Raw genomic sequence first — 26,722 nt, forward strand, 5'->3', positions numbered from 1 at the left:
GCCGAAGGCTGACCGGCGGCGGCACGATTCTGCTGCACGACTCCGACGTCGCCGCCGCGCCGGGAGCGTGGCGGTCAGCGCTCGGCGCAGTCCCGGTGCTCGTGTCGGAATGCCGGGAGCGCGGGTTCGCCGTGGGTCCCCTGCGCGAGCACGCAAGCGGCGTGCTGCGCGGTCTCGAGTCCGGAGTGGAGATCGGTCGCCGCGTCGAGCGTGCTGGCCGCTGACCAGGCGCACGCACCCAGCACGACCGCCACGGCCACTGCCGCCAACGGATTCCGCCGCGAACCGGACGACGGGACGGAAAGCAGCGCACGCACGCGTTGCGGCACCGGCCCGCCGGTCGCGGCCAGCGCGAGCGACGGCTGGGACCGGCTGGCCAGCGCGGCCTTCGCGACCGCCGTGGCCACCAGTTTCCGGTCGCCGATGCGGTCCGCGGCCGCCTCGTCCGCCCAGCGTTCCAGCGCGAACCGGGCCGCCGCGCCGAGCGGGCGCAGCACGGGGTTGACCGTGGTCGCGACCGTGACGATCGCGGCGAAAACGTGGTGCCGCAGCCGCAAATGCGCGCGTTCGTGGGCAAGCAGCGCGCGGCGTTCCTGCGGTTCCAGTGCCGCGAGCATCCCGCTGGACACCGCGATCCGGCCGCCGCCGCCAGCCACTGCGAACGCGACCGGTTCCTCGCCCGGCAGCAGCACGAAGCCAGCCTCGCGGGTGTGCGCGTTCAGCTCGGCGTGCACCTTCCGGTGCCAGCGCACGTGCTGCGTCGCCGCCCGCGTCAACGCGACCCCGGCGACGACGAGCGCGACCCCGCTGGCGATCGCCAGCGGCAGGTTCACCGCGTCGGCCCCGCGGAACGCGACCGCGGAGAAATCGCCCAGCTCGCCCACGAACGGCAGCTGCGCGAGCCCCGCCGCCGCGAGGACCGCGAGCGTCGCCGTGCTGCCGACGGCGAGCACCAGCGCGGAACCGGCGAGCAGCCAGCTGCCCAGCCGCGGCGACAACCGGGGCGCGACCCAGCGCGCCACCGGCCAGGACGCCAGCGGCAGCAGCAGCGGAACGAGCAGGTCGAGGTTCACGGTCAACCGCCGTTCTGGCGCAGCAGGTCGCGCAGCACGGCCTCGTCCGATTCGGACAGGTTCGACACGAATTTCGCCAGCACGCTGGACCGGTCGGCTTCGGCGTCGAGCACCTTGCTCATCCGGCGGGCGGCGAGCCCGGGTTCGTCGTCGGCGGCGCGGTAGGTGAACGAGCGGCCCTGCTTCTCGCGGGTCGCGACGCCCTTCTCGAACAACCGGGACAGGATCGTCACGACGGTGGTGTAGGCCAGTCCGCCGCCGATCCGTTCCTGCACGCCAGCGGCCGACATCGGCTCGTCGGATTCCCACAGCACCGCGAGCACCTCGGCCTCCAGCTCGCCGGGAGCCCGCCGGGCGCTCTCGCCCCGTCCGTTGCGCATGACCCAAATTCTACCGGTTTGTCGAAGCAGCCCGGCCCGCTACTACGTTCATGTAGAATTTCGACAGTTATGTAGTAGTTGGAGGTGGGCATGCTCGACCCGAAGTGGCTGCTGGCCGCGTTCGGCCCGCTCGGCGTCTTCGCGGTGATGTTCGCCGAGACCGGCCTGCTCGTGGGCTTCTTCCTGCCGGGCGATTCGCTGTTGTTCACCGCCGGGGTGCTGGCGGCCTCGTCGAAGCTGCACCTGCCCCTCGCGGCCGTCATCGTCGCCGCGGCGGCCGGTGCACTGCTCGGCGCGCAGGCCGGATTCGTCCTCGGCCGCCGCGGGGGAGGCGCGCTGCTCGTCCGCGTGCGCAGCAAGCACCTGCACGAGGGCGTCGCGCGCGGATCGGCGCTGCTCAGCCGGTACGGGCTGGGCAAGGCGGTCGTGCTGGCGCGGTTCATCCCGGTGGTCCGGACCGTGCTGAACCCGCTCGTCGGCATCGCCGGGATGCCCGCCGCGAAATTCGCGTTGTGGCAGGTGATCGGCGGTCTGTTGTGGACGGCCGGGGTCACGCTCGCCGGGTACGCGCTGGGGGCGTCGGTGCCCAACATCGACACATACCTGTTGCCGATCATCGCCGTGGTGGTGCTGCTTTCGCTGAGCCCACTGCTGGTCGAACTTGTCCGAGCCCGCCGGAGCGTGCCGCGATGATCGACGCTGGCTTGTATCGCGACGTCACGGATTTCGCCTGGTCACAACACTGGCTGGCGGGCATCGCAACAACCTTCAGCGAGTACGGGGTTTTCCTGCTGGCACCGGTGATCCTCGCGCTCCTCTGGCGAGCGCGGACGCGTGGACCGGCGGCGCTGGCGGCCGCGGTGTGGGTGCCGATCGCGATCGCGGCGGCGCTCGCCGTGGACACCGTACTGAAGTCGGTGTTCGCCGAAATTCGCCCGTGCCGCGTGGTTCCGGGCGTGCACACGCTGCTGCCGTGCGATCCGCCGGCCGACTACGCGTTTCCCAGCAACCACACGGTCATCGTCGCCGCGTTCGCGGTGGCGTTGCTGCTGGTCAACCGCAAATGGGGACTCTGGGCGCTCGTTTTCGCGGTGCTGATGGGGATTTCGCGGGTGTACGTCGGGGCGCACTACCCGCACGACGTGCTCGCGGGGTTCGTGGTCGGGGCCGGAATCGGGGCGCTCGGGCTCGTGGTCCGCGAACCGCTGGCGAAGGTGGCGGTTCGGCTGATTCCAGTCGTATCCGGGAGGAAAACATGACTGACGACCGACCCGTCCGCTGCTCCGACGCCGAACGCGAGCAGACGACGAAAGCCCTGAACAACGCGGCGGGCGAAGGACGGCTGAGCCTCGCCGAGGTGGAAGAACGGGTCACGGTCGTCTACGCGGCGCAATACCGGCACGAGCTGGACGCGGTGGTCGCGGACCTGCCCGCACCTGCGCCGAGGCCCAGCTGGCAGCCACTGCTTCTGCTGGCCGGACACCAGTTGGTCACAGATTTCGGAGCCGCACCGCCGCGGCGGAAGCTGGCGGTCGGAATTCTGCTGATGTTCGCCGTAGGGGCGATGGTTTTCCTTGCCATGCATGGTTTCACGGACGAAGGAGAGCACTTCGGGCACCGCTAAACTGACGCCATGCAGAGGGGAACGGGCGTCGCGTTGGTCACCGGGAGTTCGCGCGGGATCGGCAGGGCGGTCGCGGAACGGCTGGGTGCCGACGGGTTCTCGGTCGCGGTCAACTATCGCTCCGATCAAGACTCGGCCGAGGCCGTCGTCGCCAAGATCCGCGCGGACGGCGGCCAGGCGGTCGCCCTGCGCGCGGACGTCACCGACGACGCCGAGCTGCGTGGCCTTTTCGACCGCACGGAACAGGAATTCGGCGGTCTCGACGTGGTCGTCGCGAACGTGGGGATCGCCCGGTTCGTGCCGCTCGCCGAGGCCTCCGACGAGATCTACGACCTGATCTTCGGCACCAATCTGCGCCCCACCTTCGTCGCCTTGCGCGAGGCGGCCCGGCGGGTGCGCGACGGCGGCCGGATCGTCGTGATGTCGAGCGGGGTGGTCCAGACAGCCCGGCCCGGCACCGGGATCTACGGTGCCGCGAAGGCCGCCGGAGACCAGTTCGTGCGCGTGCTGGCGAAGGAACTCGGCCCGCGCGGGGTGACGGTGAACAGCGTGCTTCCGGGCGCGGTCCGCACCGACGCGCTCCTCGCCGACGGGCCGCCGGGCGTGGTCGAGTACAGCGCGAAGCAGACGCCGCTCGGCCGGATCGCCGAACCCGGCGACATCGCGGACATCGTGGGGTTCCTGGCGTCGGACCAGGCCCGCTGGGTCACCGGCCAGACGCTGCACGCCGGCGGCGGGCAGTTCTAATCGCCCGGCCGTTCGGCCAGCAGCTGCGTCCGCACGTCGGTCTTCAGTACCTTCCCGACCTTCGACCGCGGCAGGTCCGGCCAGAGCAAGACCTCCTTCGGAGTCTTCACGCTGCCGAGCAGCTCCTTCACCGTGGCCCGCAGTTCATCAGCGGCAGCGGTACGTCCTTGGTGCAGCTGGACGACCGCGGTCACCTGCTCGCCCCACTTTTCGTGCGGCAAGCCCACCACCGCGCAGTCCTGCACCGCCGGATGCGTCATCAGTGCCTGCTCCACCTCGGCCGAGTAGACGTTGAACCCGCCGGTGATGATCATGTCTTTCGCCCGGTCCACGACGTACAGGAAGTTCTCCTCGTCGAGGTAGCCGATGTCGCCGGTGTGGTGCCAGCCGTGCCTGCTGACTTCCGCGGTGGCGTCGGGGTTCCGGTAGTACCCCGGCATCACGAGCGGTCCGCGCACCACGATCTCGCCGCGTTCGCCGCGCGGCAGGAGGGTTCCGTCTTCGGCCATGATCGCCACCTGCGTCAGCGGCGTCGGACGACCCGCTGAGGTGAAGCGTTCGCGCGCCGGGGAACCGTCCGGATGGAAATGGTCGGCGGGAGCCAGGGTCGAGATCATCATCGGCGCTTCGCTTTGCCCGAACAGCTGTCCGAGCACCGGCCCGATCCGGGCGATCGCTTCCTCCAGCCGGGCAGCGGACATCGGCGCGGCCCCGTACCACAGGCATTCCAGCGAACTGAAGTCCGTCGCGGACAGTTCCGGATGGTCCAGCAGCAGGTAAATCAGCGTCGGCGGCAGGAAGGTGTGGGTAATCCGGTGCCATTCGATCAGTTCGAGGAACCGGCCGAGATCCGGCGACGGCATCACCACGATTTCGCCGCCCAGCGCCAGAACTGGGAAACACAGCACCCCGGCGGCGTGCGTGAGCGGAGCCAGCGCGAGGTAGCGCGGGCGCGGCTGGAACGGATAGCTCATCAACGTCAGCGCCGACATGGTTTCGACGTTGTGCCCGGTCAGCACCACGCCTTTCGGCCGCCCGGTGGTGCCGCCGGTGCCCACGAGCATCACCGTGTCGTCCGGCGGACCGGCCTGCCACGGCGTGCCGGGAAGCCCGTCGAGCCATTCGGCCAGCGGGATCGCGCCGGGGAACGAGCCGTCGAGGCACACCACCGTGGTCAGCTTCGGCAGCTGATCGGCGATCCGGGAGACGAGCGGTGCGAACGACTCCTGCACGAGCAGGCACGTGCAGTCGAACAGGTCCAGCAGCTCCCGGTTCTCCGCCGCTTCGTTGCGCGGGTTGACCGGGCACCACACCGCCCCTGCCCGGCTGATGCCGAAGACGCACCCGAACGACACCGGGTCGTTGGCGGAGAGGATCGCCACCTTGTCGCCCGGTCGCACGCCGGAACGGGCGAGCGCCCTGGCGACCTGCCAGGACAGCTGCTGGACCTCGCCGTAGCTGAGCGATCCGCCGTCCGTGGTCAAACACGGGGCCGACGGGCCCAGCGAGGCGCCCTTGTCGAGATAGTCGGTCAGTCGCACCGCTCGTCTCCCCGTCTCAGGACTGCACCGTCAGAACCGGATTCGAGACCAGCCCGAACGACCGCAGCACGCCGAGCAGTTCGCGGTGCCCGAACGCCTGGCACGCCGACGCGAACCCGGCGCGCCGCGGGGGTTGCTGCAGCAGCGAATACGCCGCGTACGCCTGCATCAGCCCGGTCTGCTTGTAGTTGCAGGTCCCGTGGATCACGCAGTGCGCGCGACCGAGCGGGCCGGACGCGTGCACCGAGTCCAGCGACGTATTGATCCGCTGGTTTTCCCTCGGCGGCATTTCGTCCCGGACCGCGGCCGCCTGCTCGTGCAGCACCTTGAGCTTTTCTTCCAGCGGCAGGTCTTTCACCTGTTCCAGGACGGCCGCGACAATCTGCGGCACACCTTGCATCAGTGCCCGGTCGAACACGCCGCCGACCGCTTTCACGTTGGCCACGCGCGGATCGTTCTTGAACCACACCGGATGAGACGTGCCGCCCCACGGCAGCGCGAGCCCGATCTCGTGGTGCCCCGGCACGGTGACCTCTTGCAGCCCGCCGTCGGCAGGCCAGGCCGCGTATTCGTTCTGCTCCAGGTAATACGCGGCGGACAGCGCGGCGTTCACCAGGATGGTCTGCGTGGAAGCGACTGTGGGGTAACCCTTCCAGAACACCAGGATGTCCAAAGTGTCCAGTCCGGGAGTCTCGAGGCAGAGGTTCGCCGCGATCTCGCCGGTGGTGTACATCTGCGCGATGCCGGGGGAGAGCAGCAGGCCCTTGGCGGCCATGTCCGCGCCGTAGCGCTCTTCGGCGGAGATCAGCCAATCCTGCTCGCCGGTGGTGTCGAGATAGTGCGTCCCGGATTCGAGGCAAGCCTGGACGACCTCGTGGCCGTACTCGCTGAACGGGCCGACGGTGTTGCACACGACCGACGCGTCCTGGAAAAGCTCGGTGAGCGGGCCGGTTTCGTGCGATACCTCGACCACCTCGTGGTCCACGGTGTCGAGGCCGGGAATGTGGTCGAGCGCGGCCTGGACCCGGGCCTTGTCCCGGCCGGCGGCGGTGAATGGCACGTTGTACTCGCGGAGGTATTCGCAGATCAGGCGGCCGGTGTAGCCGGACGCGCCGTAAACGACGACGGGCTTGGTCACGACTGGTGTTCCTTTCGCTGGAGGGGATTCACATGCCCATGCCGCCGTCGACCGGGAGGCCGGCGCCGGTGATGAAGCGGGCGGCGTCGGAGGCGAGGAACACCACGGCGTCGGCCATGTCCGCGACCTCGCCGAGCCGTCCGGCCGGGGTCTGCGCGACCACCGCGCCGATCGCGTCCTCGATGCTCGGGAACAGCCCGACGTCGACGACGTCGGCCGCGAGCTGGTTGCCCATCTGCGTCGGAACCAGGCCCGGGTACACGCAGTTGACTCGCACGCCGTAGCCGAGTTTCCCGGACTCCATCGCCGCGACGCGGGTGAGCCGGTCGACCGCCGATTTCGTCGCCGAATAGCCAGCGATGCCGGGGAAAGCGATGGTCGCGGCCACCGAGGCGATGTTCACGACCGCGCCGCCGCGTCCGGCGACGCCGCCGGGACGCATGGCGCGGAACGCGTGCTTCACGCCGAGCGAGGTGCCGAGCACGTTGACTTCGAGCATCTTCCGCACGTCGGCCGGGTCGAGGTCGGCGACGAGCCCGGTGATTTCCACGCCCGCGTTGTTCACGACGATGTCGAGCCCGCCGTGCTCGCCGACCACGGCCTCGACAGCCCGCGCCCAGTTGTCGTCGTCGGTGACGTCCAGCCGGACGAATCCGCTGCTGGCCCCGCTCTGCTTGATCGCGTCGGCGGTCTGGCGGCCGAGGTCCTCTTGGACGTCGGCGACGACCACCGCCGCGCCTGCCTTCGCGAGCGCCTCGGCCATGCCCTGGCCAAGGCCCTGCGCGCCGCCGGTGACCAGCGCGGTGCGCCCGGTCAGGTCGTACGAACCCATCGACATCTCCTCCTTGAGACGTGCCGCGAGTGCGGTGTAGGTCACACCGTAGCTAATTTTGGACAGTCGTCAAGATTTTCTTGGACGATCGTCAAGAAATCGTGGCGCGCTAGACTGCCGGGTGTGACACAGGCGAAGGAGCGCATCTCCCGCCGCGCCGTGGACAAGTTCGCCCAGCGCCGCGAGCAGCTGGCCGAGTCCGCGCTGCAGGCACTGGCCGAGCTGGGCTATGCCCGCACGAGCCTGCGCGAAATCGCCCAGAAATCCGACTTCTCGCACGGCGTCCTGCACTACTACTTCGCGGACAAGGTCGAGCTGCTCACGTACGCGGTCCGCAAGTTCGAAGAGGTCTGCGTGACCCGCTACGACGACGTAGTGGCGGAGGCGGGCTCGGCCGAGGAGCTGAAACACGGCTTCGGCGCGGCGATGGCAGGCACGCTGCGGACCGACGCGGCGATGCACCGTCTCTGGTACGACCTGCGCAACCAGAGCCTGTTCGAAGAGTCTTTCCGCGACGATGTGCTCGACATCGACGAACAGCGCCAGGACATGGTGTGGCGCGTCGTGCGGCGCTACGCCGAGTTCACCGGCCGGCCGGCCCAGGTGTCGCCAGAGGTCGCGTACGCGGCCTTCGACGGCCTGTTCCAGCGCGCTTTGCTGCAGCGGCTCGCCGGTCAGGACGCGGCCGCGGACGGCTTGGAGGCCGATGTCGCGGCTCTGCTCACGCACTTCGTCTGACGGTTACCCCTCCGGAGTGGCGATGCCGGGTGCGCCCGCCCGTCCGTGGTTAGGATGCGCTCGGACGGTCACCGGGTGAGAAGGGGTGCGCGAGCGTGCAAGCGGGGGACCTTGAACCGCCTGAGCCGCAGGCCGTTTCCGCGCCGTTGACCAGGGCGGCGATCTTCCTGATGGTGCAGGTCGACGCCGGTGCCGAGCAGGTCGCGAAAGACCTCCTCGCCGATCTCGCCGGGCTGCAGCGTGCGGTCGGCTTCCGCGCCGCGGGGGCCGGGCTGACCTGCGTCGCCGGGATCTCGTCGGCGGCGTGGGACCGGATCTACGGCGGTCCGCGGCCCGCGGAACTGCACGAGCTGCCGGTTTTCTCCGGCGACAAGCACACGAGCGTCCTCACCGCCGAGGCCGACCTGCTGTTCCACCTCCGCGCCGAGCGGCTCGACCTGTGCTTCGAGCTGGAATCGCTGATCATGGACCGGCTGCGCGGTTCGGTGAAGGTGCTCGACGAGGTGCAGGGCTTCCGGTACTTCGACGCGCGCGACGTGCTCGGCTTCGTCGACGGCACGGAGAACCCGACCGGCAACGGCGTCAACCAGGCGGTGCTGGTGGACGACGACGAACCGTTCAACCGCGGCAGCTACGTGGTGGTGCAGAAGTACCTGCACGACATGGCGGCGTGGAACGCGCTCACCACCGAGCAGCAGGAGTTGGTGATCGGACGGCGCAAACTGTCCGATGTGGAGATGTCGGACGAGGAAAAGCCCGCCGACGCGCACATCGCGCTCAACGTGATCACCGACGACGAGGGCAACGAACTCGACATCCTGCGCGACAACATGCCGTTCGGCCGTCCGGGGCACGACGAGTTCGGCACCTATTTCATCGGCTACACCAAATCTCCGGCGGTGATCGAGAAAATGCTGGAGAACATGTTCGTCGGGTCGCCGCCGGGCACCTACGACCGGATTCTCGACTTCTCCACGCCTCACACCGGCGCGCTGTTCTACGTGCCGACCGCGGACTTCCTTGAAGATCCGCCGGACGCCCCGCCCGAGCCGGAACCGCCGGCTGCCGCGACGCCCGCCGGGTCGTCGCTGGGCATCGGAAGCCTGCGAAGGAGCACTCGGTCATGAACAACCTGCATCGCGAACTCGCCCCGATCTCCGCCGCCGCGTGGGCGGACCTGGAGGAAGAGGCGAAGCGCACCTTCGCCGAGTTCGCCGCGGCGCGCCGGGTGGTCGACGTCGTCGTCACCGGAGACCCGGCACTCGCCGCGATCGGCACCGGACGCCGCGAGCGCGTCGGCGACAAGTTCGACGGCGTCGCGACGAGCCTGCGCACGGCACAGCGGATCGTGGAACTGCGGGTGCCGTTCACGGTGTCGCGCGAGGAAGTCGATTCGGTCGAGTGGGGCGCGAAAGACGCGGACTGGCAGCCGGTGAAGGACGCCGCGCAGCAGATCGCGTACGCCGAGGACCGGATCGTAGTCGACGGTTTCGCCGAAGCGGGCATCACCGGCATCCGCCCGGCTTCGTCGCTTTCGCCGATCGCGCTGCCGCCGGAAGCCCCGCGCTACCCGAAGGCAATCGGCGACGCGATCGCCGAACTGCGCGACGCGGGCGTGGCCGGCCCGTACACCGTTCTGCTGAGCGACGACGAGTTCACCGCTGCGTACGAGGCGGCGAACCACGGTTATCCGGTGCTGGAACACCTGAAGCAGATCGTGGACGGCGAACTCATCCGCACGCCCGCGATCAGCGGCGCCTGCGTCCTGTCCACCCGCGGCGGCGACTACGAGCTCCACTTCGGACAGGATCTGTCCATCGGGTACTCCAGCCACGACGCGTCCACTGTGGAGCTGTACTTCTACGAGACGCTGACCTTCCTGGTCAACACCGCCGAGGCGGGGATCGGGCTGACCGCCTGAGGCGTTACCTGATCCTGCGGTCTTGTTACGCAGCGCGGACATTCGCCGAACCTTCCGGGGATACCCGCTCGCGATAGTTGCGGCGTGCTGCGGAACAAGATCAAAATCGTGCTGCTCGTGCTGCCCGCGATCGTCGTCGCCGGGTGCTCCGGCCTCCCGGTGCTCGACGGCGATCCGGACCACGACCCGGCTCAAGGCGGTGCTCCCGAAGGCGTCACGCTGAGGCCGTCCGACACGAGCTACCCGGCCGTCGGAAATCTCGATCCGGCGTTGCGGAAAGCGTTGCAGGAGGCGGCAACGGACGCGCGTCAGCGCAATGTGGACATTCAGATCGCGTCGGGCTGGCGGACGAAGGAGTACCAGCAGAAGCTGCTCGACGCGGGCATCGAAAAGTACGGCAGCCTGGAGAAGGCGCGGAAGTATGTGAACACGCCGGAACAATCGACGCACGTGTCCGGCAAGGCGGTCGACGTCGCCCCCACCCGAGCCGACGACTGGCTCATCCAGCACGGCGCGAAATACGGCCTGTGCCAGGTGTACGCGAACGAGATGTGGCACTTCGAACTGCTGACCACTCCGGGCGGTAAATGCCCGCCCACCCGTACGGACGCCGCCGGTTGACGTCCGTACGGGCGGCCGGGTTCACGGGGCCCAGTAGTTGCCGGACATCACCAGGTAGACCAGCAGTTTGATGGTCTCGCCGTAGTAAGTGTCGTCGTACGGATTGCCCGCCATGTATTTCCACAGCGAATCGGTCCACGCCTGGTCGCCCGCGACCATCGCCGCGACCCCGACCGGGTTGGCCGCGACCTCGGACTGGTCGCTGGTCTTGGTCGGCGTCCCGTCCAATTTGGTGTGCGGGTAAATCTTGGCCGGGTTGGCGCCGGAGTGGCTCTTGTAGCTGGCCGATTCCTTCTTGGCGACCTCGGTCGCGACCTTGCCGCCGTACAGCAGCGCGTCGGTGCCCATGTGCCAAGGCACCCGAACGGAGTTGTAGCCGACGATGTTGTCCGGCTGGTTCTCCAGATGATCCGCGGGCGCGGGCTTCGGGCTGTTGGTGTTCGCACCGACCACGAAGTCGGACAGCAGATTCGCGTTCGGCGAGTACTTGCTGGTGAACTGGGTGATCAGCTGCTCGGTCCGGGTGACGACCTTGTTCCAGTCGTGCGCGGTGTCGTACTTCGCGAACGCGCGCAGGTGGTCGAGCATGAAGTCGGAGGGCCGGGTGTCGTCGTTGCCCGCGTCGTCGGCGATCTTGAGATGCCCGTCGGACGCGACGTCGTACTTGTAGATCTTGGCAAGCCAGTCCTTGGCGGCGGTGCTGTAGCCGCCCCACTGCTTGTCCGCGAGAATCAGCCCGTAGCCGACGTCGAGATCGCCGTCGGTGGCCGAGTCAGGGGTGCCGTCGTCGGCGTACTTGCAGGTCTTGCCGTCGATCACCCACTGGAAGAGCCCCTTGCTGTCCCGGTGGTCCTGGACGAACTTCCACATCCCGTCGAAAATCGTCTTGGCCTGGTCGTCGTAGCCCGCCATCAACGGGACGATGTTCATCCCGTAGCCCTGGGCCTCGGAAACCGTGCCCTTGTTGGGCGCGTCGTCAGTCGCCCAGACGAGGTAACCGCCGCAAGCCTGGCGGAGGTAAGTTTTCTTCCAGGAGTCGTACTGTCTCTTGACCGCGTTGTCCTGCTCAGCCTGACTGACGGAAGGCCGGACACCAGTCTGATAGGTGACGTGCGCTGGAAACGGACGCGCGACGGACGCCGCAGTGGCAGGCCCAGCACCAGCCAACGCAGCAGTAAGCGAAACGGAAGCGGCAGCGAACAACGCCACCTTCCGGGAAGCGGGCATTTTCGGGGTCTCCTTGTTAGTAAACTTTCCTAACTAGGCGGCGTGAGAAAAGCCTGCTGTACCGGGTGTTTGGTGTCAAGATGTCCGGCCCCGAACTCGAAGGTGAACCGGTTCCGTAGCGTTCTGTGAGGGGCTCCTTCACGGCCGCTGATTCCCGTCGCGCCCCGCGGCCGGTCTGTGAGGGGCTCCTTGAGGGACTTAGATTCCCTGAAGGAGCCCTTCACGGCTTTTGGCGTACGTGAGGGTCGCCCTGAGGGAATCTGATTCCGTGAGGGTTCCCCTCACGGCCCTCGGCTCGCCCGCCTCCCCGCCTCGCGCCTGCTCGGGATGCCGCCCCAATGTGGCATTGGGTGCGTCAGATGCACCGAACGCCACATTGGGTGCGTCGCATGCACCCAATGCCACATTGGGGCGCTAGCCCCCACCTCAAGCAGGCCGCCGCCGGTGTACGCAACTGTCGGTGCACCCACACCTCCCCCGCACCCCGATACGAAGCTCTCCTGCGGTCTGGGGTGGCTTGTCAAGGCATCTTTCCCGCCTTGACAAGCCACCCCAGACCGTCAGCACAATCAAGCTTCGGGGTGCCCCACCGCACTACAGATCGAGCGATGTGCGAAGCACGAGCCGTCGAAAACGCCCCCACGCTCCCTGCCCCAACCCAAGACCCATGGAATCATCACCCCCAGCAACACCCCAGCACCAGGGAGCCAGCATGACCACCGGCCGTCCGGCCCAAGTCGAACTCAACAGCGGCGTCCTCCCCGGCAACGTCCGGGCCGACGACTGGATCATGCTCGCCCTGGCAGTCGTCTCCACCGGCATGCTGGCCTGGCTCCTCATCGGCCCGCCCCCGCCCAACATCAGCCAGTGGTTCTTCCTCACCGACTGCATCATCTGCGGCATCTTCTTCCTGGAACTCCTCCACCGCTGGCGCAAACAAGGCTGGCGCGCCGCCTTCCTGGCCCGCACCTGGTACGAAATCTTCGCGATGATCCCGGTCGCCCACCCGGCCTTCACCGCGAACCATCACGTCATCGGCGTAATCCTGCTGATCATCCGCCTGGGAAGGGCCGCCGACCGCGCGGTAGGGGAGCAGTTCACCTACCGCCTGGTGGACAAACTCTCCGAGCCCATAGTCCGCGCCATCAAAAAACCCGTCACCATCGCCGTCCTCGACGAGGTGGTCAAGGTGCTGGAAACCGGGAACTACCCGGAGAACCTCGCCAAGTCCCTGAGCGAAAACAAGACCGAACTCCGCGCCATCATCACCGAAAAGATCTCCGAGGACCCGCAGCTGGGCAGACTGCGCAGGCTGCCGTTTCACGACGAGATCGTCCGCGCCACCGTCGACACGTCCTTCCGGGTCCTGCTGGAAGTCCTTCTGGACCCGCGCATCGACGACTTCTTCTCCTCCGTCGTCCGCGACAACCGCGAGCAGATCCGCCGCGCGGTCGCGCTCGGACTGGCCGATGTGGACGAGTCCCCGGACGAGCAGCTCCTGCGCACCCGCACCCAGCGCACCGCCGCGCACGAGTACGACGCTCAGCATCCGCGGCGTTGATCATCCATTGTGGACATACCTACCGTGTGCCGTCGGGTGCGCACTCTCCGTTGCAGCGCAGGAGATTCACCATTTGACGCTGGGCAGTGAACGCGTCAACCGCTGAAAGAGTGCACTGTGGTCGCGCGGCGCGCACAGACGCCTGGAGTAGGGTGAGATCTCTCGTTCCGTTGCTGCACAAGGGTTGTGTTGGCGCGAGTACGGGGCGTTCCCGCCGGAGCCGAGGCAGACTGGAGCCGGCGGGGAGGTTGAGCGCGGTTTGGAGTCGTGGACGTGATTGATAGCGGGCAGCAGGTACGCAGGTGTCGCCGGCGGGACTGCACGGAGGATTCCTTGTGGCGCGGACTGTGCTCCGTGCACTGGAACCGCTGGCAGAGCGGCGCGGACGCACTCGAACTTCCAGACGACGACGTACCCCCGCCGCCCGCGCAGGTCTGGTGGCCGCCGGAGCGTTCGCACGCTCCGCTGAGCAGCCGGGTGCCGGGCTCGTAGCAGCCCCCGGCGCGCGTCGAACACGGTCGGCGCGCGCTCGGTTACCTCGGGCCACCGAAGGGCCCGGACACAGCTGTTCCCCGGACCCGTGCGGATCCGGGGAACAAACGCCTTACCGGCGAGAACGCGGGATGTGCGGCTCGTCCGGCGCGGAGAGCATCCGCACCAGCCTTGCCCGCGCCACGCGGTAGAGCAGGTCGCCCTGCTCATCGGGGACGACCCTGCCGTCGAGGTCCCGGCCGGCCGCCCGCACCACCACCCTGATCGCCTCGGCGGGCACCCGGCCCGCGAATTCCCCGGTCAGCCACGTGGTGACCTCGTCGGTCACCCGGCTTCGCACCGTCATCGGACACTCCAGTCTCCGCTCGCGGGGCCGTTCGGGGCGGCCCCGGCACTGGTCCGACGGCCGCGCCCGGAACCCGTGACGCGAAACCCGAAGAGAAAGTCTTTCCCGGCGGTGCTAGTGAACCCGGGAGTAGGTCACCGCAACGCGTTGCGCGCGATCACCTCCGCGTACCACCGTGCGCTGCGCTTCGGCGTGCGCTGCTGAGTGCGGTAATCGACGTGCACGAGGCCGAAGCGTTTCGCATACCCCTCGGCCCATTCGAAGTTGTCCAGCAGCGACCAGTAGAAATACCCGCGCAGATCAACTCCGTGGGCCAGTGCGTCGTGCGCGGCCCGCAGATGTGCGTCGAGGAAAGCGATGCGGTCGTCGTCGGTGACCTCGCCGTCGCGGATCGGGTCCGGATACGCCGCGCCGTTCTCCGTGACGTACAACGGCACCGGCGGATAGTCCCGATGCACTTGCAGCAGGGATTCGGTCAGCCCGCCGGGACGCACCTCCCAGCCGGAAGCCGTGCGCGGCGCGGCCGGGTCCGGGACGAAGTGCACCTGGTCGGCTCCCGGCCACTCCCGGCCCGCCGGGATGCTTCCCGGCCGCGCCGATCCGGCCACCCGGTAGCCGCGGTAGTAGTTCACGCCAAGCCAGTCGATCGGCTTGCCGAGCACCGCCTCGTCGCCGTCCTGCACCACGGCGTCGAAGCCGAACCGGGCCAGGTCTTCGCGCAGGTCAGCGGGGTAGCCGCCGCGCAGCAGCGGGTCGAGGTATAACCGGTTCTGCAGTCCGTCGATCCGCCGGGCGGCGTCGGCGTCGGCATCGTCGGATGAGTCCGCGACGACCGGGTACAGGTTCAGCGTGATCCCGGACGGGCTGCTCGTGTGCTGCCGGAGCACGTCCATCGCCAGCCCGTGCGCCAGCAGCAGGTGATGCGCCGCCGCCACAGCAGCTTCCGGGGACGTCCGGCCGGGCGCGTGAACGCCGGAACCGTAGCCGAGCATCGCCGCGCACCACGGTTCGTTGAGCGTCGACCAGCTGGCCACCCGGTCGCCGAGCCGGGCCGCGATGACCTCGGCGTATTCAGCGAACCGGTACGCGGTGTCGCGCGCGGTCCAGCCGCCGCGATCCTCCAGCGATTGCGGAAGATCCCAGTGATACAGCGTCGCCCACGGCTGGATGCCCGCGGCCAGCAGCCGGTCCACGAGCCGGTCGTAGAAGTCCAGTCCGCGCGGTTCCGGTTTGCCGTGCGGGAGGATTCTCGGCCAGGACAGGGAAAACCGGTACGCGGTGAGCCCGAGCGACTGCATCAGCGCCACGTCGTCGGCGTAGCGGCGGTAATGGTCGGCCGCCGGGTCGCCGGTGTCGCCGCGGGCCACCGCGCCCGGGCGCGCGGCGAAGGTATCCCAGACGGACGTCTCGCGTCCGTCCACTGTGGTCGATCCTTCGACCTGGAAGGCCGCCGTGGCGGCGCCCCAGACGAACGCGTCCGGGAACGCGAGCACGTCGGGGATCGGCTGTGCGGACATGGTCACCCTTTCACGGCGCCTTGCATGATCCCGGCCACGATCTGGCGGCCGAGCAGGAGGAAGACGATGAGGATCGGAATCGTGGCCAGCGTGGTGCCCGCGAGCACCAGCGAATAGTCGACGTAGTAACCGCTTTGCAGTTTCTCCAGCGCCACCTGCACGGTCGGATTGCCCGCGTCGAGCACGACCAGCGGCCACAGGAAATCGTTCCAGGACGTCATGAACGTGAACATCGCGAGGATCGCCGCGGCCGGGCGGACCGCGGGAAGGCACACGTTCCAGAAGACCCGGATCATGCTGCAGCCGTCCATGCGCGCGGCCTCGATCAGTTCGTACGGCAGAGCGTCCACTGTGTACTGCCGCATCCAGAACACGCCGAACGCGGTGACCAGGTTCGGCACGATCACCGACTGCAGTCCGCCCGCCCAGCCGAGTTTCGACATCGCGATGAACAGCGGGATGATTCCGAGCTGGGTCGGCACCGCGAGCGTCACCACGATGAATACGAACAACCCGTTGCGGCCGCGGAAGCGCAGTTTGGCGAAGGCGAACCCGGCCAGCGACGAGAAGAGCACCGTGGTGAGCGTGACCGTGCCGGACACAATGACGCTGTTGGCCAGCGCCCGCCAGAACGGCACGGTGTCGAACACCCGCGCCGCGTTGGCGAAGAAGTTGCCGCCCGGCAGCAGCGGCGGGATCCGTTCGGTGAGCATTCCGTTGTCACGGCTGGAGACGAGAAACGACCAGTAGAACGGGAACAGCGAGCCGAGCACGAACACGATCAGCACGCCGTAGGTCGCCCTGCGCGGTTTGCCGAGCCCGGTCATTTTCGCCTCCCCGCGAGCCGTCCGGTGACGAAGTAGTTGACGAGCGCGATCGCGATGATGATCAGGAAAAGCACCCAGGCGATCGCGGACGCGTAGCCGAGATTGAAGTTCTCGAAAGCGCTTTGGTACAGATACAGCGTCACCGTCTGGAACTGATGCGTGGAGCCGCCGTTGTTCGACCCGGGCATCGCGTCGAACAGCTTGGGCTCGGTGAAGATCTGCAGCCCGCCGATCGTCGAGGTGATGGTGACGAAGATCAGCGTGGGTTTGAGCAGCGGCAGCGTCACGTGGGTGAACCGGCGCACGGTGCCCGCGCCGTCGATCAGCGCGGCCTCGTGCAATTCCTTCGGAATCGCTTGCATGGCAGCGAGAACGATCAGCGCGTTGTACCCGGTCCACCGCCAGTTCACCATGATCGCGATGGCGACATGGCTGGCGAACCGATTGGCCTGCCAGTCCACCGGGGACAGTCCGAACGTCTGGAGCACGCCGTTGACGAGACCGTAGCGCGGCCCGAAAAGGTTCGCGAAAATGATCCCCAGCGCGACCAGACTCGCCGCGTAGGGCAGCAGGATGCCGACCCGCCAGCCGGTCGCGCCGCGCAACCGGAGACTGAGCACCGCGGCGAGCAGCACCGCGATGATCAGCTGGGGCACGCTGGACAGCAGGAAGATGCTGACCGTGTTTTCCAGCGCGTGCCAGAACTGCGCGTCGGTGAAGAGTTCCTTGAAGTTGTCCAGTCCGATGAAATCGGGATTGTCGTCGCCGGCCTCCCAATGAAACAGCGACACGTAAGCCGTGTACAGCAACGGGAACATGCCCACGATGGCGAACACGATAAAGAACGGTGCCACGTAGAGATAAGGCGAGACCTTGACATCCCAGCGCGCCAGCCGGTCGCGCAGGCCGGGCCGCGGTGCGGCCCGGCCTTCCGGAGCGACCTTGTCGATGACTGTCATCGTCAGCGGGCGAGTTTCTTCGCGCCGTCGACCAGCCGCTGCCAGCCGTCGGCGGCCGAGGCTCCTTGTTCCACCGACTGCAGTGCCGGGCTGGCGACGTTTTCCTGGATCTGACCGTCGTTCGGGCCCTTGTACTGCGGTTTCGCCACCTTCTTCGCCTGCTCGGCGAACAGTTCGCCGATCTTCGCGCCGCCGAAGTACGCGTCGGTGGCGTTCAGCAGCTGCGGGCTTTCCAGCGCCTTCGCCTGGCTCGGGAAGTTGCCCTTGGCCTCGAACGCCTTGATCTGCTGCTCCGGCGCGGTGAGCCAGGCGGCCAGTTCAGCGGCTTCCCGCGGGTGCTTGCTCTGCTTCGGCACGGTCAGATACGACCCGCCCCAGTTGCCGCCTCCGCCGGGAAACGCCGCGGTGACCGCCCATTTGCCCGCGTTGTCCGGCCCGGCCTGTTCCTTGATCACGCCGAGCATCCACGCCGGGCAGGCCTTTGTCGCGAACGCGCTCTGCTTGAACCCGGAATTCCATTCGTTGCTGAACGCGGTGAGCTTCGCCGATTCGCCTTTCGCGACCGCGTCGGTCACCTTCGCCCAGGCGTCCTTGATGCCCTGGTTGTTCTCCACGGTGAGCTTGTCGTTGGTGTCGAGGTAGCCGACCGGCAGCTGGTTGACCATGGAGTTGAAGTTCTGCGCCGCCGAATCGAACCACGCCTTGCCGGTCTTGGCGGTGTACTGGGCGCCGGCCGCGAAATAGCTGTCCCAGGTGGCGAACAGCGGTTTCACCGCCTGCGGGTCGCTGGGCAGCCCGGCCGCGGCGAGCAGGTCCTTGCGGTAGCACATGGCGAGCGGGCCGATGTCCGTGCCGTAGCCGATGAGCTTGCCGTTCTTGTCTTTGCCCGCGTCGTATTTCCACGAAAGCCACCGGTCCGGCGAAACGCCCGACGGCCCGATCTGGCTCAGGTCGTTGAACTTCGAGGACTTGCTGAGGATGTCCGACAGGTGGCCTTCCTCGACGGCCTGCACGTCGGCCAGTCCCGAGCCCGCCGCGAGTTTCGTCATCATGTCCTGGGCGTACGGCCCGCCCTGGCCGGTCTTGCGGTGGGTGATCTTGATGTTCGGGTGCAGCCGCTCGTACTCCGGGATGAGCGCCTCGTAGCCGAACTCCGTGAACGTCGCGAGCGTCAGGTCCACGTGCTCGTTCGGCCCGGCCGCCGCGGGCACGTCGCCGCCACCGCCGCACGCCGCGGCGCTCACCGCGGTCATCGTGATGCCCAGTGCCAGCACCAGGCCCTTCCGGAACGTTGTCACCGTCGTCAACCCCTTGGAAGTCGTTCTGGGAGCGCTCCCAGATGCCGAACGAGTGTGTTGCAGGTAACGGGGGATGTCAAGGCCAGAGTCTCCGGGAGCGCTCCCGGGCGGACCCCGTTAAGCTGACCCGATCGACAGTCAGGGGGTGGGCGGAGTGGTGCCTCGGTCCGAGGACGAGCGGCCGACGCTGGAGGACGTCGCGGCGTTCGCCGGGGTCTCGCGGTCCACCGCGTCGCGAGCGCTGAACGACGACGCGTACGTCAGCGCGCGCTCGCGCGAAAAGGTGCTGGCCGCGGCGCGCGACCTCGGGTATTCGCCGAACCAGGCGGCGCGCTCGCTCGTCACCCGGCGGACCGGCGCGATCGCGGTGGTGCTCTCGGAGCCGGAAGCACGACTGCTCGACGACCCGTACCGGACCGCGGTGATGCGCGCGGGCTACCGGGAACTGGCCGACGTCGGCTGTCAGATGGTGCTGCTCTTCAGCGACACCCGGGAGGATCTCGGGCGGACTGTGCGGTTTCTCGAGGGCGGGCACGTCGACGGCGTCCTCGTCTTCGCTCCGCACCGTGCGGATCCGCTGCCCCGGGCGTTGCGGTTGCTGAAGCTGCCCACGGTGTTCGGCGGACCGGCCGCCGATCTGCGCCGGGGCGTGCACCTAGTGGATTTCGACAACGAGGGCGGCGCCCGGCAGGCGGTGACGCATCTGGTGGAGTCCGGGCGTCGCCGGATCGCGACCATCGCGGGTCCGCAGGATCAAGGCGCGCCGATCGACCGGCTCGCCGGCTGGCGCAAGACGCTCGTGGACGCGGGGATCGACCCGTCCGGGCTGGCCGAGGAAGCCGACTTCACCCTGGCTGGTGGCGCGAAAGCGATGGCCACGCTGCTGGAGCGGGTGCCCGATCTCGACGCGGTGTTCGTCGGCAGCGACATGATGGCGGTGGGCGCGTTGCGCACGCTGTCGGATGCCGGACGCGACGTGCCCGGCGACGTCGCGGTGGTCAGCTTCGACGACAACGCCGCGCTGGCTCCGGCCATGACCCCGCCGTTGACCTCGGTGCATCAGGATCCGCGCGAGCAGGTCCACGCGATGGTCTCGACGCTGATGCGGCTGCTGGACGGCGAGGACGTCGCGCCGGGTGCGCAAATCCTGCCGGTGTCGCTGGTCGTCCGCGAGTCGAGCGGGTCCAGCTAGCCCGGTTCTTCCGGGACCCCTCCCAGCCGGGTCGTTTTACCTTCCCGGGCATGGGAGCGAACGAGGGGCGCGGCCGGACTGCCGCGGCGCGGGTGCGGGAGGTGTCGACCCCCGAGCTGTACCGGCGCAACCCGTTCCGGCTCGTCGGCCTCACCGCGGTCGCGACGCGGCGCGAGGTGCGGGAGCGGCGACTTCGAGTTCTAGGGGTGCTCGAAGTCGGCGGCGCGGTGCCGGACGGGGTGCCCGCGGACGCGACCGTCGACGAGGTGCGGGCTGCCTTCGACGCGCTCGGCAACACCGAACACCGGTTCGTCGACGAGGTCTTCTGGATCTGGGGCGTGCCAGTCGACTGCGAATGCCCGATCCAGCTCCACCGCGCGCACGACAACGCGGTCGCCGCCTACGCGGCAGCCCTCGACGCGGAGGCCGACCGCACCGACGACCACCCGACTCCCTTGTGGACCGAAGCCGCCCGTTGCTGGACGGTGGTGCTGCGCAGCGAATCCTTCTGGCGGCATCTGAACCACCGCGTCGAGAAGCTGGGCGATCGACGGCTTGACGAATCCACTGTGGACGGATTACGGACGGCGTTGCCGGACGCGTTGCTCGCGCCGTTGATCGAAGTAGCCACGAGGTCGGCTGAGCCGCAGCGGTTCACCGGGTATCTCGCGTTGTTCGAGGCTGATCGGCACGCGGTCGAGGACGCACGGGCGGCTATCGCCGACGGGACGTATCGGCGGGTCGAGGCATTGCTCAAAGACCTTCGCGGCGACCTGGACGGCAATCGGGTGCAGGCCGCCGCGGAGCGGGCCGTCAAAGAGGTCGAGCCGCTGTTCGACCGGCTCGAAGAGGTGGTCCCGCGGGCGGAATTCCGGCGGACCGCCTCGCTTTCGGAGTCGATCGCGGTGGTGGCGAACAACATCGGGGTTGCCCTCGCGGAGGTGCGCGGCGCGTCCGCGAGCCTGATCCGGGACGTGTTCGCGGTCGCCCGGCGATACAGCCTCGACCCGGAGACACTGGAAGCCGTGGCGCGCAACGAGTTCGCTGCAACGGTGTACGCGCCGACTCCACCGCCGGAACGGGAACCGTCGGCGGCGCGGATTTTCGGAGCATTGCTGCACGCGTTGGCAGCATCAGTGTTCCTGGCTTTGAAGCTTCCGGAAAGCGCGCTGCTGGCGGTCATCTTTCTCGGCGCGGTTGCCGGTGCGATGACGAATTGCCTCCTCGCGGCCCGGCCGTGGATCGAGCCGGGCCGGTACCCGGTTCTGCTGGGGCTGGACTTCGTGGTTTACCTGGCGCTCAGTCCGGTCGAGCTGCCGTATTGGCTGGCTGTCGCCGTGGCGGCGGCGCTGTTGTATGTCGCCCCGTTCGTTCGACTGCGGAGGAGATTGTGATGCGAGACCGGCGGGGCGAAGAAGCGCGGCAGCGCAAGCAGCACAAGGAATTCCGGATCGCCGAACCTGGCCTCCAGCCAGAAGAACGCGCTCGGTTGCGGGAATTGCTTGACCAGCTCGCCGCGGTATTGACCACTAAGGACGACGCGCCGCCACTGTCCGAATCGGACCTGGCCGAGGCGGCGACGGCGTTGTGGCGGGCGCGGCGAAAGCTCGCCGGTGCCGAGGACCGGGTGGCGCGGCAGGCGGGCCGGTTCCTCAGCGCGAGCCAAGACGCGCTCGACGCGGCGGGCGTGCTGGTGCAGGACCACGACCGGATCCCGTTCGGCTCCGGGATGGCGCTCGAGGTGCTGTTGTTCCAGGACGAACCGGACCTGGACGTCGAGCGGGTGGTGGAGACCGTGCGGCCGTCGATTTACCTGACCGGCCGCCGGATCCAAATGGGACAGGTCATCGTCGGGCGCCCGGCCGCCCGGGGGAACGGGGAAGCGGATGCGTGACACGATCGATTTCGGGATCGACCTCGGCACCACGAACAGCGCGATCGCGGTGCTCGACGACGGTGCGGTGTCGGTGATCAAGAACAACATGCAGATGGATTACACGCCCTCCGCGGTCTGGTGCCGCCGACGCGGCGTGATCGAGGTCGGGGCGGGGGCGCGGCGCAGGCTCGAGGACGACCCGGACAGCGTGCAGGTCGAATTCAAGCAGTCGATGGGATTGCCGGACGCGCGGCGGGAATTCCCGAAGGCCGGGGTCAGCATGACGCCGGTGGAACTGTCCGCGGAAGTGCTGCGGTCGCTGCGCAGTTCCGTTGCTCCGCGGGAAATGCCGGACGCGGCGGTGATCACCGTGCCCGCCGCGTTCCTGCTGAACCAGACCGAGGCGACGCAGGAAGCGGCGAAACTGGCCGGGTTCACCGGGAATTGCCCGCTGCTGCAGGAACCGACCGCGGCGGCGTTCGCGTTCGGGTTCCAGAACGAAAGCAAAGGCGCGCACTGGATGGTGTTCGACTTCGGCGGCGGCACGTTCGACTCCGCGGTCGTCAGCACTGCCGAGGGAGAATTGAGCGTGCTGCACCACGCGGGCGACACGCACCTCGGCGGACGCAACATCGACCAAGCCGTGCTGGACCACGTGCTGGCTCCGGAGGTGGTGCGACAACTCGGGCTCGCCGATTTCCGCCGGGACAACCCGCGCTGGCGGCGGAACTTCGCCCGGCTGCGCAGTACCGCCGAGACCGCGAAAATCCAGCTCTCCCAAGCGGAACAGACTCAGGTGCTGCTCGACCTCGACCGGGGCGACGGGCAGGAGGAGATGTTCGAGTACACCCTGCGCCGCGAGGAAGTCGATCAGGTCGCGCGGCCGTTTTATCTCCGTGCCGTGCAGTTGTGCCGGACCGCGTTGGAATCGGCGAATCTGCGCCCTGCGGATATCGACCGGTTGCTGCTGGTCGGCGGTCCGACGCTCGCGCCCGGGTTGCGCGAGCTGCTGGCCGATCCGTCGGTCGGGCTCGGCATTCCGCTCGACCACAGCCAGGACCCGAGCACGGTGGTGGCGCGTGGTGCCGCCGCATACGCCGGAACTGTGGCGCGCCCGAGGACGGTGCGCCCGGCGAAACGCGGCGAGTATTCGCTGGAACTGTCCTATCCAGCCACTACCAGCCTGCCGAGCGTGCCAGTGTCCGGCCGCTGCTCGACGGACGGTTCGGCCGACTGGTCGCGGTTCCGGATCGCGCTGAGCGCACCGCAGCGCAGGCCGGTCTACCGGACGTCCGAGGTCTCGCTTTCCGCGGACGGCACCTTCACCGTCGACGCGGTGCTCGACGAGCTGAGCACGAACCGGTTCGAGATCGAGCTGCTCGACCCGACCGGCGCACGCGTTCCAGTGCAGCCGGACTCGCTCACGATCACCCACCAGCTCAACGAAATGATGGGCCAGACCGTGGTCAACACGGTCGGCCTGACTGAGGCCGATGGTTCCTTCACCCCGATGCTGATGAAGAACGCGCCGCTGCCGGCGGCGAAACGGCAGACGTTCTTCACCACGGCGACGCTGTTGCGCGGCAACACGTCTTCGGTGATTCGGATTCCGGTCGCGGAGGGCGAACGTCGTCGCGGCGAGCGGAACCAGCAGGTGGGCGTCATCGAAATCCGCGCCAAAGACGTGCGGTTCGACCTGCCGCGCGGCAGCGAGGTCGTGATGACTTTCGAGATGGACGATTCACGGCAGGTGTCCGTGGTGGCCGAGGTTCCGTTGCTGGACAACGAGTTCGAGGCGGTCATCGACCTCAAACAGCAGCACGTGCCGGATCCGCAGACGCTGCGGCGGCTGCTGAACGAGCTGGAAGCGCGGCACGAGCAGGTGCGGACGCAGGTCGAGGGGACGCGTTCGGACCGGGCGCGCGGACTGCTGAACCGGCTGGACGAACAAGGCAGCGTCGCGGCGGTCCGGGACGAGGTACGCTCCGGCGGCACCGACGAGGGGGCCGCGGTCGCCGCGGAACGGCGGATGCGCGACGTGCAGGCGGATCTCGACGACATCGAGGCGGAGCTGCGCGTACCCGAGGTGCTGGAACGGCTCCGGGACCAGATCGACCACTGCCGCGAACTGGTCGACCGGGTCGGCGCGGACGAGGACCGGGCCGAACTGGCCGAGATCGAGCGCCGGTACGCGACCATCGCCGAATCGCACGACGTCGAGGCGGGCGAGCGGCTGTCCGAGCGAGCGCTGGACCTGCAAGTGCTGTTGCTGCGCCGAGACGGCTCGCTGGACCTGGAGGTGTTCAACGCACTGCGGGCCGCGCGCGACACGATGTCCGACCCGGCTCGCGCGCGGGAGCTGATCCGGGAAGGCGAGCACGTGGTCGCGACGTCAAACTGGGCCGCGCTGCCGGACGTCAACCGCCGGTTGCGCCGTCTGCTCCCCGACGACCGGCCAGGCCAGCCAGGCGGCGGCATTCTGCGCGGGGAGCGGTGATGAGCGGGCTTTCGCAGGCACTGGAACGGGAACTCGTCCTCGCCGAAGGAGCCGACCTCGCCCGACGCGGCGATTACGAGGCCGCCGTCGCACTCCTGGAACCGGATTCGGCGGGCGATCCCGCGCGGCTCGACCTGCTGGCTCGCGTGCACGCCCAGTCCGGCGATCTAGCGGCGGCGGACGCGGCGTGGGCAGCCGTCCTGGCTTTGCAACCGGACAATTCCGCTGCCGAGGCGGGACGTCGGGTGATCGCGAAAGTCCACTCTGGACGATTGCGACGACGACCGGTTCGCCGGTATCTGCTGACCGCCGGTGCGGTGGTGCTGATCGGCGGCGTCATCGCAGGTGGGGTGGTTTTGACTACGCGACAGCCGCCTCCCCCGGTCGTCACCGCGGCCAAGTCGGACGACGGTCTCCGTGCAGAGCTGGATCGTCTCCACGGCCAGGAATCCCGCGACGCCACCGCTGCGAAGGAACGGCAGGAGAAGTTGAAGCAGCTAGCGCAAACGCTGGCCGCACCAGGTGTGTCCACAAAGGCCGGTTCCGACGCGGTCACTGTCAGCTTCGACCGCAGTCTGTTCAGTCCTAACGCGACAACTCCGAACGCAGCCGGGCGAACGGCGTTGACCGATTGGGCTCCTGTCCTCAAAGGACAGCCACTTCGCGTGACCGTGATCGGCCACGGCGTCGCAGTCCCCGGCGGCCCAGCAAGCGGCGGTTCGACGGTCTCCTTGGCACGCGCGTCCTCCGCGGCCCGAGTGCTGGCTGCGGAGAGCGGATTGCCGTTGACCGCATTCGCCGTTTCCAGCGCGGATCAAGTAGCGGACTCAGCCCGGACAGTCACACTCGAAGTGCGACCGACCGGCGCATGAAAGCCACATACAACGCGCCAGGCACGATGAGCCCGAGCAACCACGAGATGTCCGCACCGCCAAGCAACGGAGCGATAGGCCCGACGAAAATGCCTTCGACGTTGGCGAACGGGATCTGCACCGCGATACCGAGCACGTACGCGCCCAGCGCGGGCCAGGCCCAGCGACCGTAGCGGCCGTTCGGGTCGTAGAGCGCGTCGAGGTCGTACTTTTCCTTGCGCAGCAGATAGAAGTCGACCAGGTTGATCGAGCTCCACGGCGTCAAGAAATACAGCAGAAAGTCCAGGAACAGCACGAAGTTAGACAGGAACTGCCCGCGGCCGAGGATGGCGATCACCGCGCCGACCACGCCGACGCCTGCGATGTAGCCGATCCGTGTCGCCTGGGAGAGCGCGGCGCGGCGGCCGAAACCGGTCAGTGCGGTCGCGACAGTCATGTAACCGCCGTAGATGTTCAGCACGTTCACCGTGAACTTGCCGAGCGCGATAGCCAGCAGCAAGGGGATGAGCAGCGCTTCACCGCCGAGGCCGACGACGTACGCGACTTCATGGCCCTTGAACGCCTTCCCGGCAATCGCGTAGGCCAGCGCACCGAACGACATCGCCCACACCGCGCCGAGCACTGTGCCGCCGTAGGTCCACCAGAACGTCGCGCGCACCGACGTCGCCGACGGCAGGTAGCGCGAGGTGTCGGCGACGTACGGGCCGAAAGTGAGCTGCCACGACGCGGTCAGGGAGACCGCGAGGAGGAACTTCGGGAAGTCCAGGTGCGGCGCGGCGAGCACGGCGCCGAGGTCGTGCCCGCTGATCAGCCGGATGGTCAGGTAGAGAAAGACGATCACGGACAGCGCGGACGCGAGCCAGCCGAACCGGTGGATCAGCCGGTATCCGACAATCGCGATCAGCGCCGAGGCGAGCGCGTAGACCGCGATCGCGGCGTCCGTCGGCAGGTGCGTGATCTGGGCGACGGCCTGGCCGCCGAGCAGCGAACCGCTCGCGAAGTAGCCCAGGTACATCACCACGACCAGCACCAGCGGGAGCGCCGCGCCATATACCCCGAACTGTGCCCGCGACTGGATCATCTGCGGAATGCCGAGCTTCGGTCCCTGCGCGGCGTGCAGCGCCATCGGAATGCCGCCGAGCGCGTTGCCCGCCACGACCGCGACGATCGCCCACAGCGGATGCACGCCGACCAGCACGGTCAGCGCGCCGGTGACCGCCGACGTGATCTGGGTGTTCGCGGCGAACCACAGGGTGAAGAGGCTGCGCGGGTGCCCGTGCCGCTCGGACTCCGGGACCGGGTCGATCGAGCGTCGCTCCAGTGTGGCCGCCACGTGCCCCTCCTGCGGTTCTTCGGTGAATGCGCTGGACGAACTCAACGTCAGCGCGCCGTTGCGGCCAAGTAGCCGCCGGACGATTCTGTCTCGGATCCCAGACCCTGACC

Annotated in this window: 26 protein-coding genes; 14 read left to right on the forward strand and 12 right to left on the reverse strand. The window is 68.3% G+C overall.

Going from position 1 to position 26,722, the window contains the following annotated elements:
* Nucleotides 1–74 precede the first annotated feature (74 nt).
* Nucleotides 75–1,073 (reverse strand): M56 family metallopeptidase, encoded by a 999-nt coding sequence (locus WA670_RS07825; protein ID WP_336157244.1) that lies wholly within the window; start codon nucleotides 1,071–1,073, stop codon nucleotides 75–77.
* A 2-nt stretch (nucleotides 1,074–1,075) separates the two neighbouring features.
* Entirely contained in the window at nucleotides 1,076–1,453 is a 378-nt protein-coding gene (locus tag WA670_RS07830; protein ID WP_043828018.1) for a BlaI/MecI/CopY family transcriptional regulator, read from the reverse strand.
* Nucleotides 1,454–1,543: 90 nt separating this feature from the next.
* On the opposite strand from WA670_RS07830, the gene WA670_RS07835 reads away from it, so the two are divergent.
* The 4 genes from WA670_RS07835 to WA670_RS07850 are packed head-to-tail and all read left to right on the forward strand — an operon-like array spanning nucleotide 1,544 to nucleotide 3,824.
* Nucleotides 1,544–2,146, forward strand: coding sequence for a DedA family protein (locus tag WA670_RS07835; protein ID WP_336157245.1), 603 nt, complete (start codon nucleotides 1,544–1,546; stop codon nucleotides 2,144–2,146).
* Nucleotides 2,143–2,712: a phosphatase PAP2 family protein gene (locus WA670_RS07840; protein ID WP_336157246.1), complete on the forward strand. Its 570-nt coding sequence runs from the start codon at nucleotides 2,143–2,145 to the stop codon at nucleotides 2,710–2,712. Before WA670_RS07835 ends, WA670_RS07840 begins: the two co-directional genes overlap by 4 nt.
* On the forward strand, nucleotides 2,709–3,077 hold the full coding sequence (locus WA670_RS07845; RefSeq protein WP_037816807.1) for a DUF1707 SHOCT-like domain-containing protein: 369 nt from the start codon (nucleotides 2,709–2,711) through the stop codon (nucleotides 3,075–3,077). Before WA670_RS07840 ends, WA670_RS07845 begins: the two co-directional genes overlap by 4 nt.
* Before the next feature lie 9 nt (nucleotides 3,078–3,086).
* A complete protein-coding gene (locus tag WA670_RS07850) occupies nucleotides 3,087–3,824 on the forward strand; it encodes an SDR family oxidoreductase (protein ID WP_043828025.1) in 738 nt (245 codons plus the stop codon).
* Here WA670_RS07850 and WA670_RS07855 read toward each other — a convergent pair.
* From WA670_RS07855 to WA670_RS07865, 3 genes are read right to left on the reverse strand one after another with little or no spacing between them, the layout of a single operon-like run.
* On the reverse strand, nucleotides 3,821–5,365 hold the full coding sequence (locus WA670_RS07855; RefSeq protein ID WP_336157247.1) for an acyl-CoA synthetase: 1,545 nt from the start codon (nucleotides 5,363–5,365) through the stop codon (nucleotides 3,821–3,823). The two genes, WA670_RS07850 and WA670_RS07855, sit on opposite strands and share 4 nt — an antisense overlap.
* Before the next feature lie 16 nt (nucleotides 5,366–5,381).
* Nucleotides 5,382–6,503 (reverse strand): DUF5938 domain-containing protein, encoded by a 1,122-nt coding sequence (locus tag WA670_RS07860; protein WP_043828028.1) that lies wholly within the window; start codon nucleotides 6,501–6,503, stop codon nucleotides 5,382–5,384.
* Nucleotides 6,504–6,531: 28 nt separating this feature from the next.
* A complete protein-coding gene (locus tag WA670_RS07865; protein ID WP_235146591.1) occupies nucleotides 6,532–7,380 on the reverse strand; it encodes an SDR family NAD(P)-dependent oxidoreductase in 849 nt (282 codons plus the stop codon).
* 78 nt (nucleotides 7,381–7,458) lie between these two features.
* Here WA670_RS07865 and WA670_RS07870 point away from each other — a divergent pair, with 78 nt between their 5' ends.
* From WA670_RS07870 to WA670_RS07885, 4 genes are all read left to right on the forward strand, one after another.
* Nucleotides 7,459–8,073 (forward strand): TetR/AcrR family transcriptional regulator, encoded by a 615-nt coding sequence (locus WA670_RS07870; RefSeq protein WP_134667468.1) that lies wholly within the window; start codon nucleotides 7,459–7,461, stop codon nucleotides 8,071–8,073.
* Between the two features lie 95 nt (nucleotides 8,074–8,168).
* Entirely contained in the window at nucleotides 8,169–9,200 is a 1,032-nt protein-coding gene (locus tag WA670_RS07875) for a Dyp-type peroxidase (RefSeq protein WP_037816800.1), read from the forward strand.
* The gene (locus WA670_RS07880) at nucleotides 9,197–9,994 is read left to right on the forward strand and encodes a family 1 encapsulin nanocompartment shell protein (protein ID WP_037816798.1); all 798 of its coding nucleotides are present in this window, start codon (nucleotides 9,197–9,199) and stop codon (nucleotides 9,992–9,994) included. The genes WA670_RS07875 and WA670_RS07880 overlap by 4 nt, the downstream gene beginning before the upstream one ends.
* An 84-nt stretch (nucleotides 9,995–10,078) precedes the next feature.
* The gene (locus tag WA670_RS07885; RefSeq protein WP_336157248.1) at nucleotides 10,079–10,615 is read left to right on the forward strand and encodes a M15 family metallopeptidase; all 537 of its coding nucleotides are present in this window, start codon (nucleotides 10,079–10,081) and stop codon (nucleotides 10,613–10,615) included.
* A gap of 21 nt (nucleotides 10,616–10,636) precedes the next feature.
* On the opposite strand, the gene WA670_RS07890 is transcribed toward WA670_RS07885, so the two are convergent.
* On the reverse strand, nucleotides 10,637–11,842 hold the full coding sequence (locus WA670_RS07890) for a glycosyl hydrolase family 8 (RefSeq protein ID WP_037816795.1): 1,206 nt from the start codon (nucleotides 11,840–11,842) through the stop codon (nucleotides 10,637–10,639).
* A 712-nt stretch (nucleotides 11,843–12,554) separates the two neighbouring features.
* On the opposite strand from WA670_RS07890, the gene WA670_RS07895 reads away from it, so the two are divergent.
* On the forward strand, nucleotides 12,555–13,403 hold the full coding sequence (locus WA670_RS07895) for an ion transporter (protein WP_336157249.1): 849 nt from the start codon (nucleotides 12,555–12,557) through the stop codon (nucleotides 13,401–13,403).
* A gap of 604 nt (nucleotides 13,404–14,007) precedes the next feature.
* Here WA670_RS07895 and WA670_RS07900 read toward each other — a convergent pair.
* From WA670_RS07900 to WA670_RS07920, 5 genes are all read right to left on the reverse strand, one after another.
* Nucleotides 14,008–14,241 carry a hypothetical protein gene (locus tag WA670_RS07900; protein ID WP_037816789.1) on the reverse strand — a complete coding sequence of 78 codons (234 nt, stop codon included), beginning with the start codon at nucleotides 14,239–14,241 and terminating at the stop codon, nucleotides 14,008–14,010.
* Between the two features lie 134 nt (nucleotides 14,242–14,375).
* Entirely contained in the window at nucleotides 14,376–15,758 is a 1,383-nt protein-coding gene (locus WA670_RS07905; RefSeq protein ID WP_051729234.1) for a GH1 family beta-glucosidase, read from the reverse strand.
* A gap of 2 nt (nucleotides 15,759–15,760) precedes the next feature.
* Nucleotides 15,761–16,585, reverse strand: a complete 825-nt coding sequence (locus tag WA670_RS07910) for a carbohydrate ABC transporter permease (protein ID WP_037816787.1) — start codon at nucleotides 16,583–16,585, stop codon at nucleotides 15,761–15,763.
* Nucleotides 16,582–17,544, reverse strand: a complete 963-nt coding sequence (locus WA670_RS07915; RefSeq protein WP_238604263.1) for a carbohydrate ABC transporter permease — start codon at nucleotides 17,542–17,544, stop codon at nucleotides 16,582–16,584. The genes WA670_RS07910 and WA670_RS07915 overlap by 4 nt, the downstream gene beginning before the upstream one ends.
* A gap of 2 nt (nucleotides 17,545–17,546) precedes the next feature.
* A complete protein-coding gene (locus WA670_RS07920; RefSeq protein ID WP_442893088.1) occupies nucleotides 17,547–18,797 on the reverse strand; it encodes an ABC transporter substrate-binding protein in 1,251 nt (416 codons plus the stop codon).
* 199 nt (nucleotides 18,798–18,996) lie between these two features.
* Here WA670_RS07920 and WA670_RS07925 point away from each other — a divergent pair, with 199 nt between their 5' ends.
* The 5 genes from WA670_RS07925 to WA670_RS07945 are packed head-to-tail and all read left to right on the forward strand — an operon-like array spanning nucleotide 18,997 to nucleotide 25,279.
* Nucleotides 18,997–20,034: a LacI family DNA-binding transcriptional regulator gene (locus tag WA670_RS07925; RefSeq protein ID WP_336157674.1), complete on the forward strand. Its 1,038-nt coding sequence runs from the start codon at nucleotides 18,997–18,999 to the stop codon at nucleotides 20,032–20,034.
* A gap of 50 nt (nucleotides 20,035–20,084) precedes the next feature.
* The gene (locus WA670_RS07930) at nucleotides 20,085–21,428 is read left to right on the forward strand and encodes a hypothetical protein (RefSeq protein ID WP_238604266.1); all 1,344 of its coding nucleotides are present in this window, start codon (nucleotides 20,085–20,087) and stop codon (nucleotides 21,426–21,428) included.
* On the forward strand, nucleotides 21,428–21,928 hold the full coding sequence (locus WA670_RS07935) for a hypothetical protein (protein ID WP_238604267.1): 501 nt from the start codon (nucleotides 21,428–21,430) through the stop codon (nucleotides 21,926–21,928). The genes WA670_RS07930 and WA670_RS07935 overlap by 1 nt, the downstream gene beginning before the upstream one ends.
* Complete coding sequence (locus WA670_RS07940; protein WP_336157252.1) at nucleotides 21,921–24,407, forward strand: Hsp70 family protein; 2,487 nt, start codon at nucleotides 21,921–21,923, stop codon at nucleotides 24,405–24,407. Before WA670_RS07935 ends, WA670_RS07940 begins: the two co-directional genes overlap by 8 nt.
* Nucleotides 24,407–25,279 carry a hypothetical protein gene (locus tag WA670_RS07945; RefSeq protein WP_336157253.1) on the forward strand — a complete coding sequence of 291 codons (873 nt, stop codon included), beginning with the start codon at nucleotides 24,407–24,409 and terminating at the stop codon, nucleotides 25,277–25,279. Before WA670_RS07940 ends, WA670_RS07945 begins: the two co-directional genes overlap by 1 nt.
* Here the strand turns inward: WA670_RS07945 and WA670_RS07950 are convergent.
* Nucleotides 25,248–26,612: a purine-cytosine permease family protein gene (locus tag WA670_RS07950; RefSeq protein ID WP_037816779.1), complete on the reverse strand. Its 1,365-nt coding sequence runs from the start codon at nucleotides 26,610–26,612 to the stop codon at nucleotides 25,248–25,250. The genes WA670_RS07945 and WA670_RS07950 overlap by 32 nt on opposite strands.
* Between the last annotated feature and the right edge of the window lie 110 nt (nucleotides 26,613–26,722).

The sequence above is a fragment of the Amycolatopsis sp. VC5-11 genome, assembly GCF_037034185.1.
GTDB classification, from domain to species: Bacteria; Actinomycetota; Actinomycetes; order Mycobacteriales; family Pseudonocardiaceae; genus Amycolatopsis; species Amycolatopsis nivea.

Excerpts from the sequence above, each read along its gene's own strand:
- WA670_RS07830 (WP_043828018.1), bottom strand. The coding sequence starts at position 1,453 with ATGCGCAACGGACGGGGCGAGAGCGCCCGGCGGGCTCCCGGCGAGCTG.
- WA670_RS07835 (WP_336157245.1), top strand. The coding sequence starts at position 1,544 with ATGCTCGACCCGAAGTGGCTGCTGGCCGCGTTCGGCCCGCTCGGCGTC.
- WA670_RS07840 (WP_336157246.1), top strand. The coding sequence starts at position 2,143 with ATGATCGACGCTGGCTTGTATCGCGACGTCACGGATTTCGCCTGGTCA.
- WA670_RS07845 (WP_037816807.1), top strand. The coding sequence starts at position 2,709 with ATGACTGACGACCGACCCGTCCGCTGCTCCGACGCCGAACGCGAGCAG.
- WA670_RS07850 (WP_043828025.1), top strand. The coding sequence starts at position 3,087 with ATGCAGAGGGGAACGGGCGTCGCGTTGGTCACCGGGAGTTCGCGCGGG.
- WA670_RS07880 (WP_037816798.1), top strand. The coding sequence starts at position 9,197 with ATGAACAACCTGCATCGCGAACTCGCCCCGATCTCCGCCGCCGCGTGG.
- WA670_RS07890 (WP_037816795.1), bottom strand. The coding sequence starts at position 11,842 with ATGCCCGCTTCCCGGAAGGTGGCGTTGTTCGCTGCCGCTTCCGTTTCG.
- WA670_RS07895 (WP_336157249.1), top strand. The coding sequence starts at position 12,555 with ATGACCACCGGCCGTCCGGCCCAAGTCGAACTCAACAGCGGCGTCCTC.
- WA670_RS07900 (WP_037816789.1), bottom strand. The coding sequence starts at position 14,241 with ATGACGGTGCGAAGCCGGGTGACCGACGAGGTCACCACGTGGCTGACC.
- WA670_RS07905 (WP_051729234.1), bottom strand. The coding sequence starts at position 15,758 with ATGTCCGCACAGCCGATCCCCGACGTGCTCGCGTTCCCGGACGCGTTC.
- WA670_RS07910 (WP_037816787.1), bottom strand. The coding sequence starts at position 16,585 with ATGACCGGGCTCGGCAAACCGCGCAGGGCGACCTACGGCGTGCTGATC.
- WA670_RS07915 (WP_238604263.1), bottom strand. The coding sequence starts at position 17,544 with ATGACAGTCATCGACAAGGTCGCTCCGGAAGGCCGGGCCGCACCGCGG.
- WA670_RS07920 (WP_442893088.1), bottom strand. The coding sequence starts at position 18,797 with ATGACCGCGGTGAGCGCCGCGGCGTGCGGCGGTGGCGGCGACGTGCCC.
- WA670_RS07930 (WP_238604266.1), top strand. The coding sequence starts at position 20,085 with ATGGGAGCGAACGAGGGGCGCGGCCGGACTGCCGCGGCGCGGGTGCGG.
- WA670_RS07935 (WP_238604267.1), top strand. The coding sequence starts at position 21,428 with ATGCGAGACCGGCGGGGCGAAGAAGCGCGGCAGCGCAAGCAGCACAAG.
- WA670_RS07940 (WP_336157252.1), top strand. The coding sequence starts at position 21,921 with ATGCGTGACACGATCGATTTCGGGATCGACCTCGGCACCACGAACAGC.
- WA670_RS07945 (WP_336157253.1), top strand. The coding sequence starts at position 24,407 with ATGAGCGGGCTTTCGCAGGCACTGGAACGGGAACTCGTCCTCGCCGAA.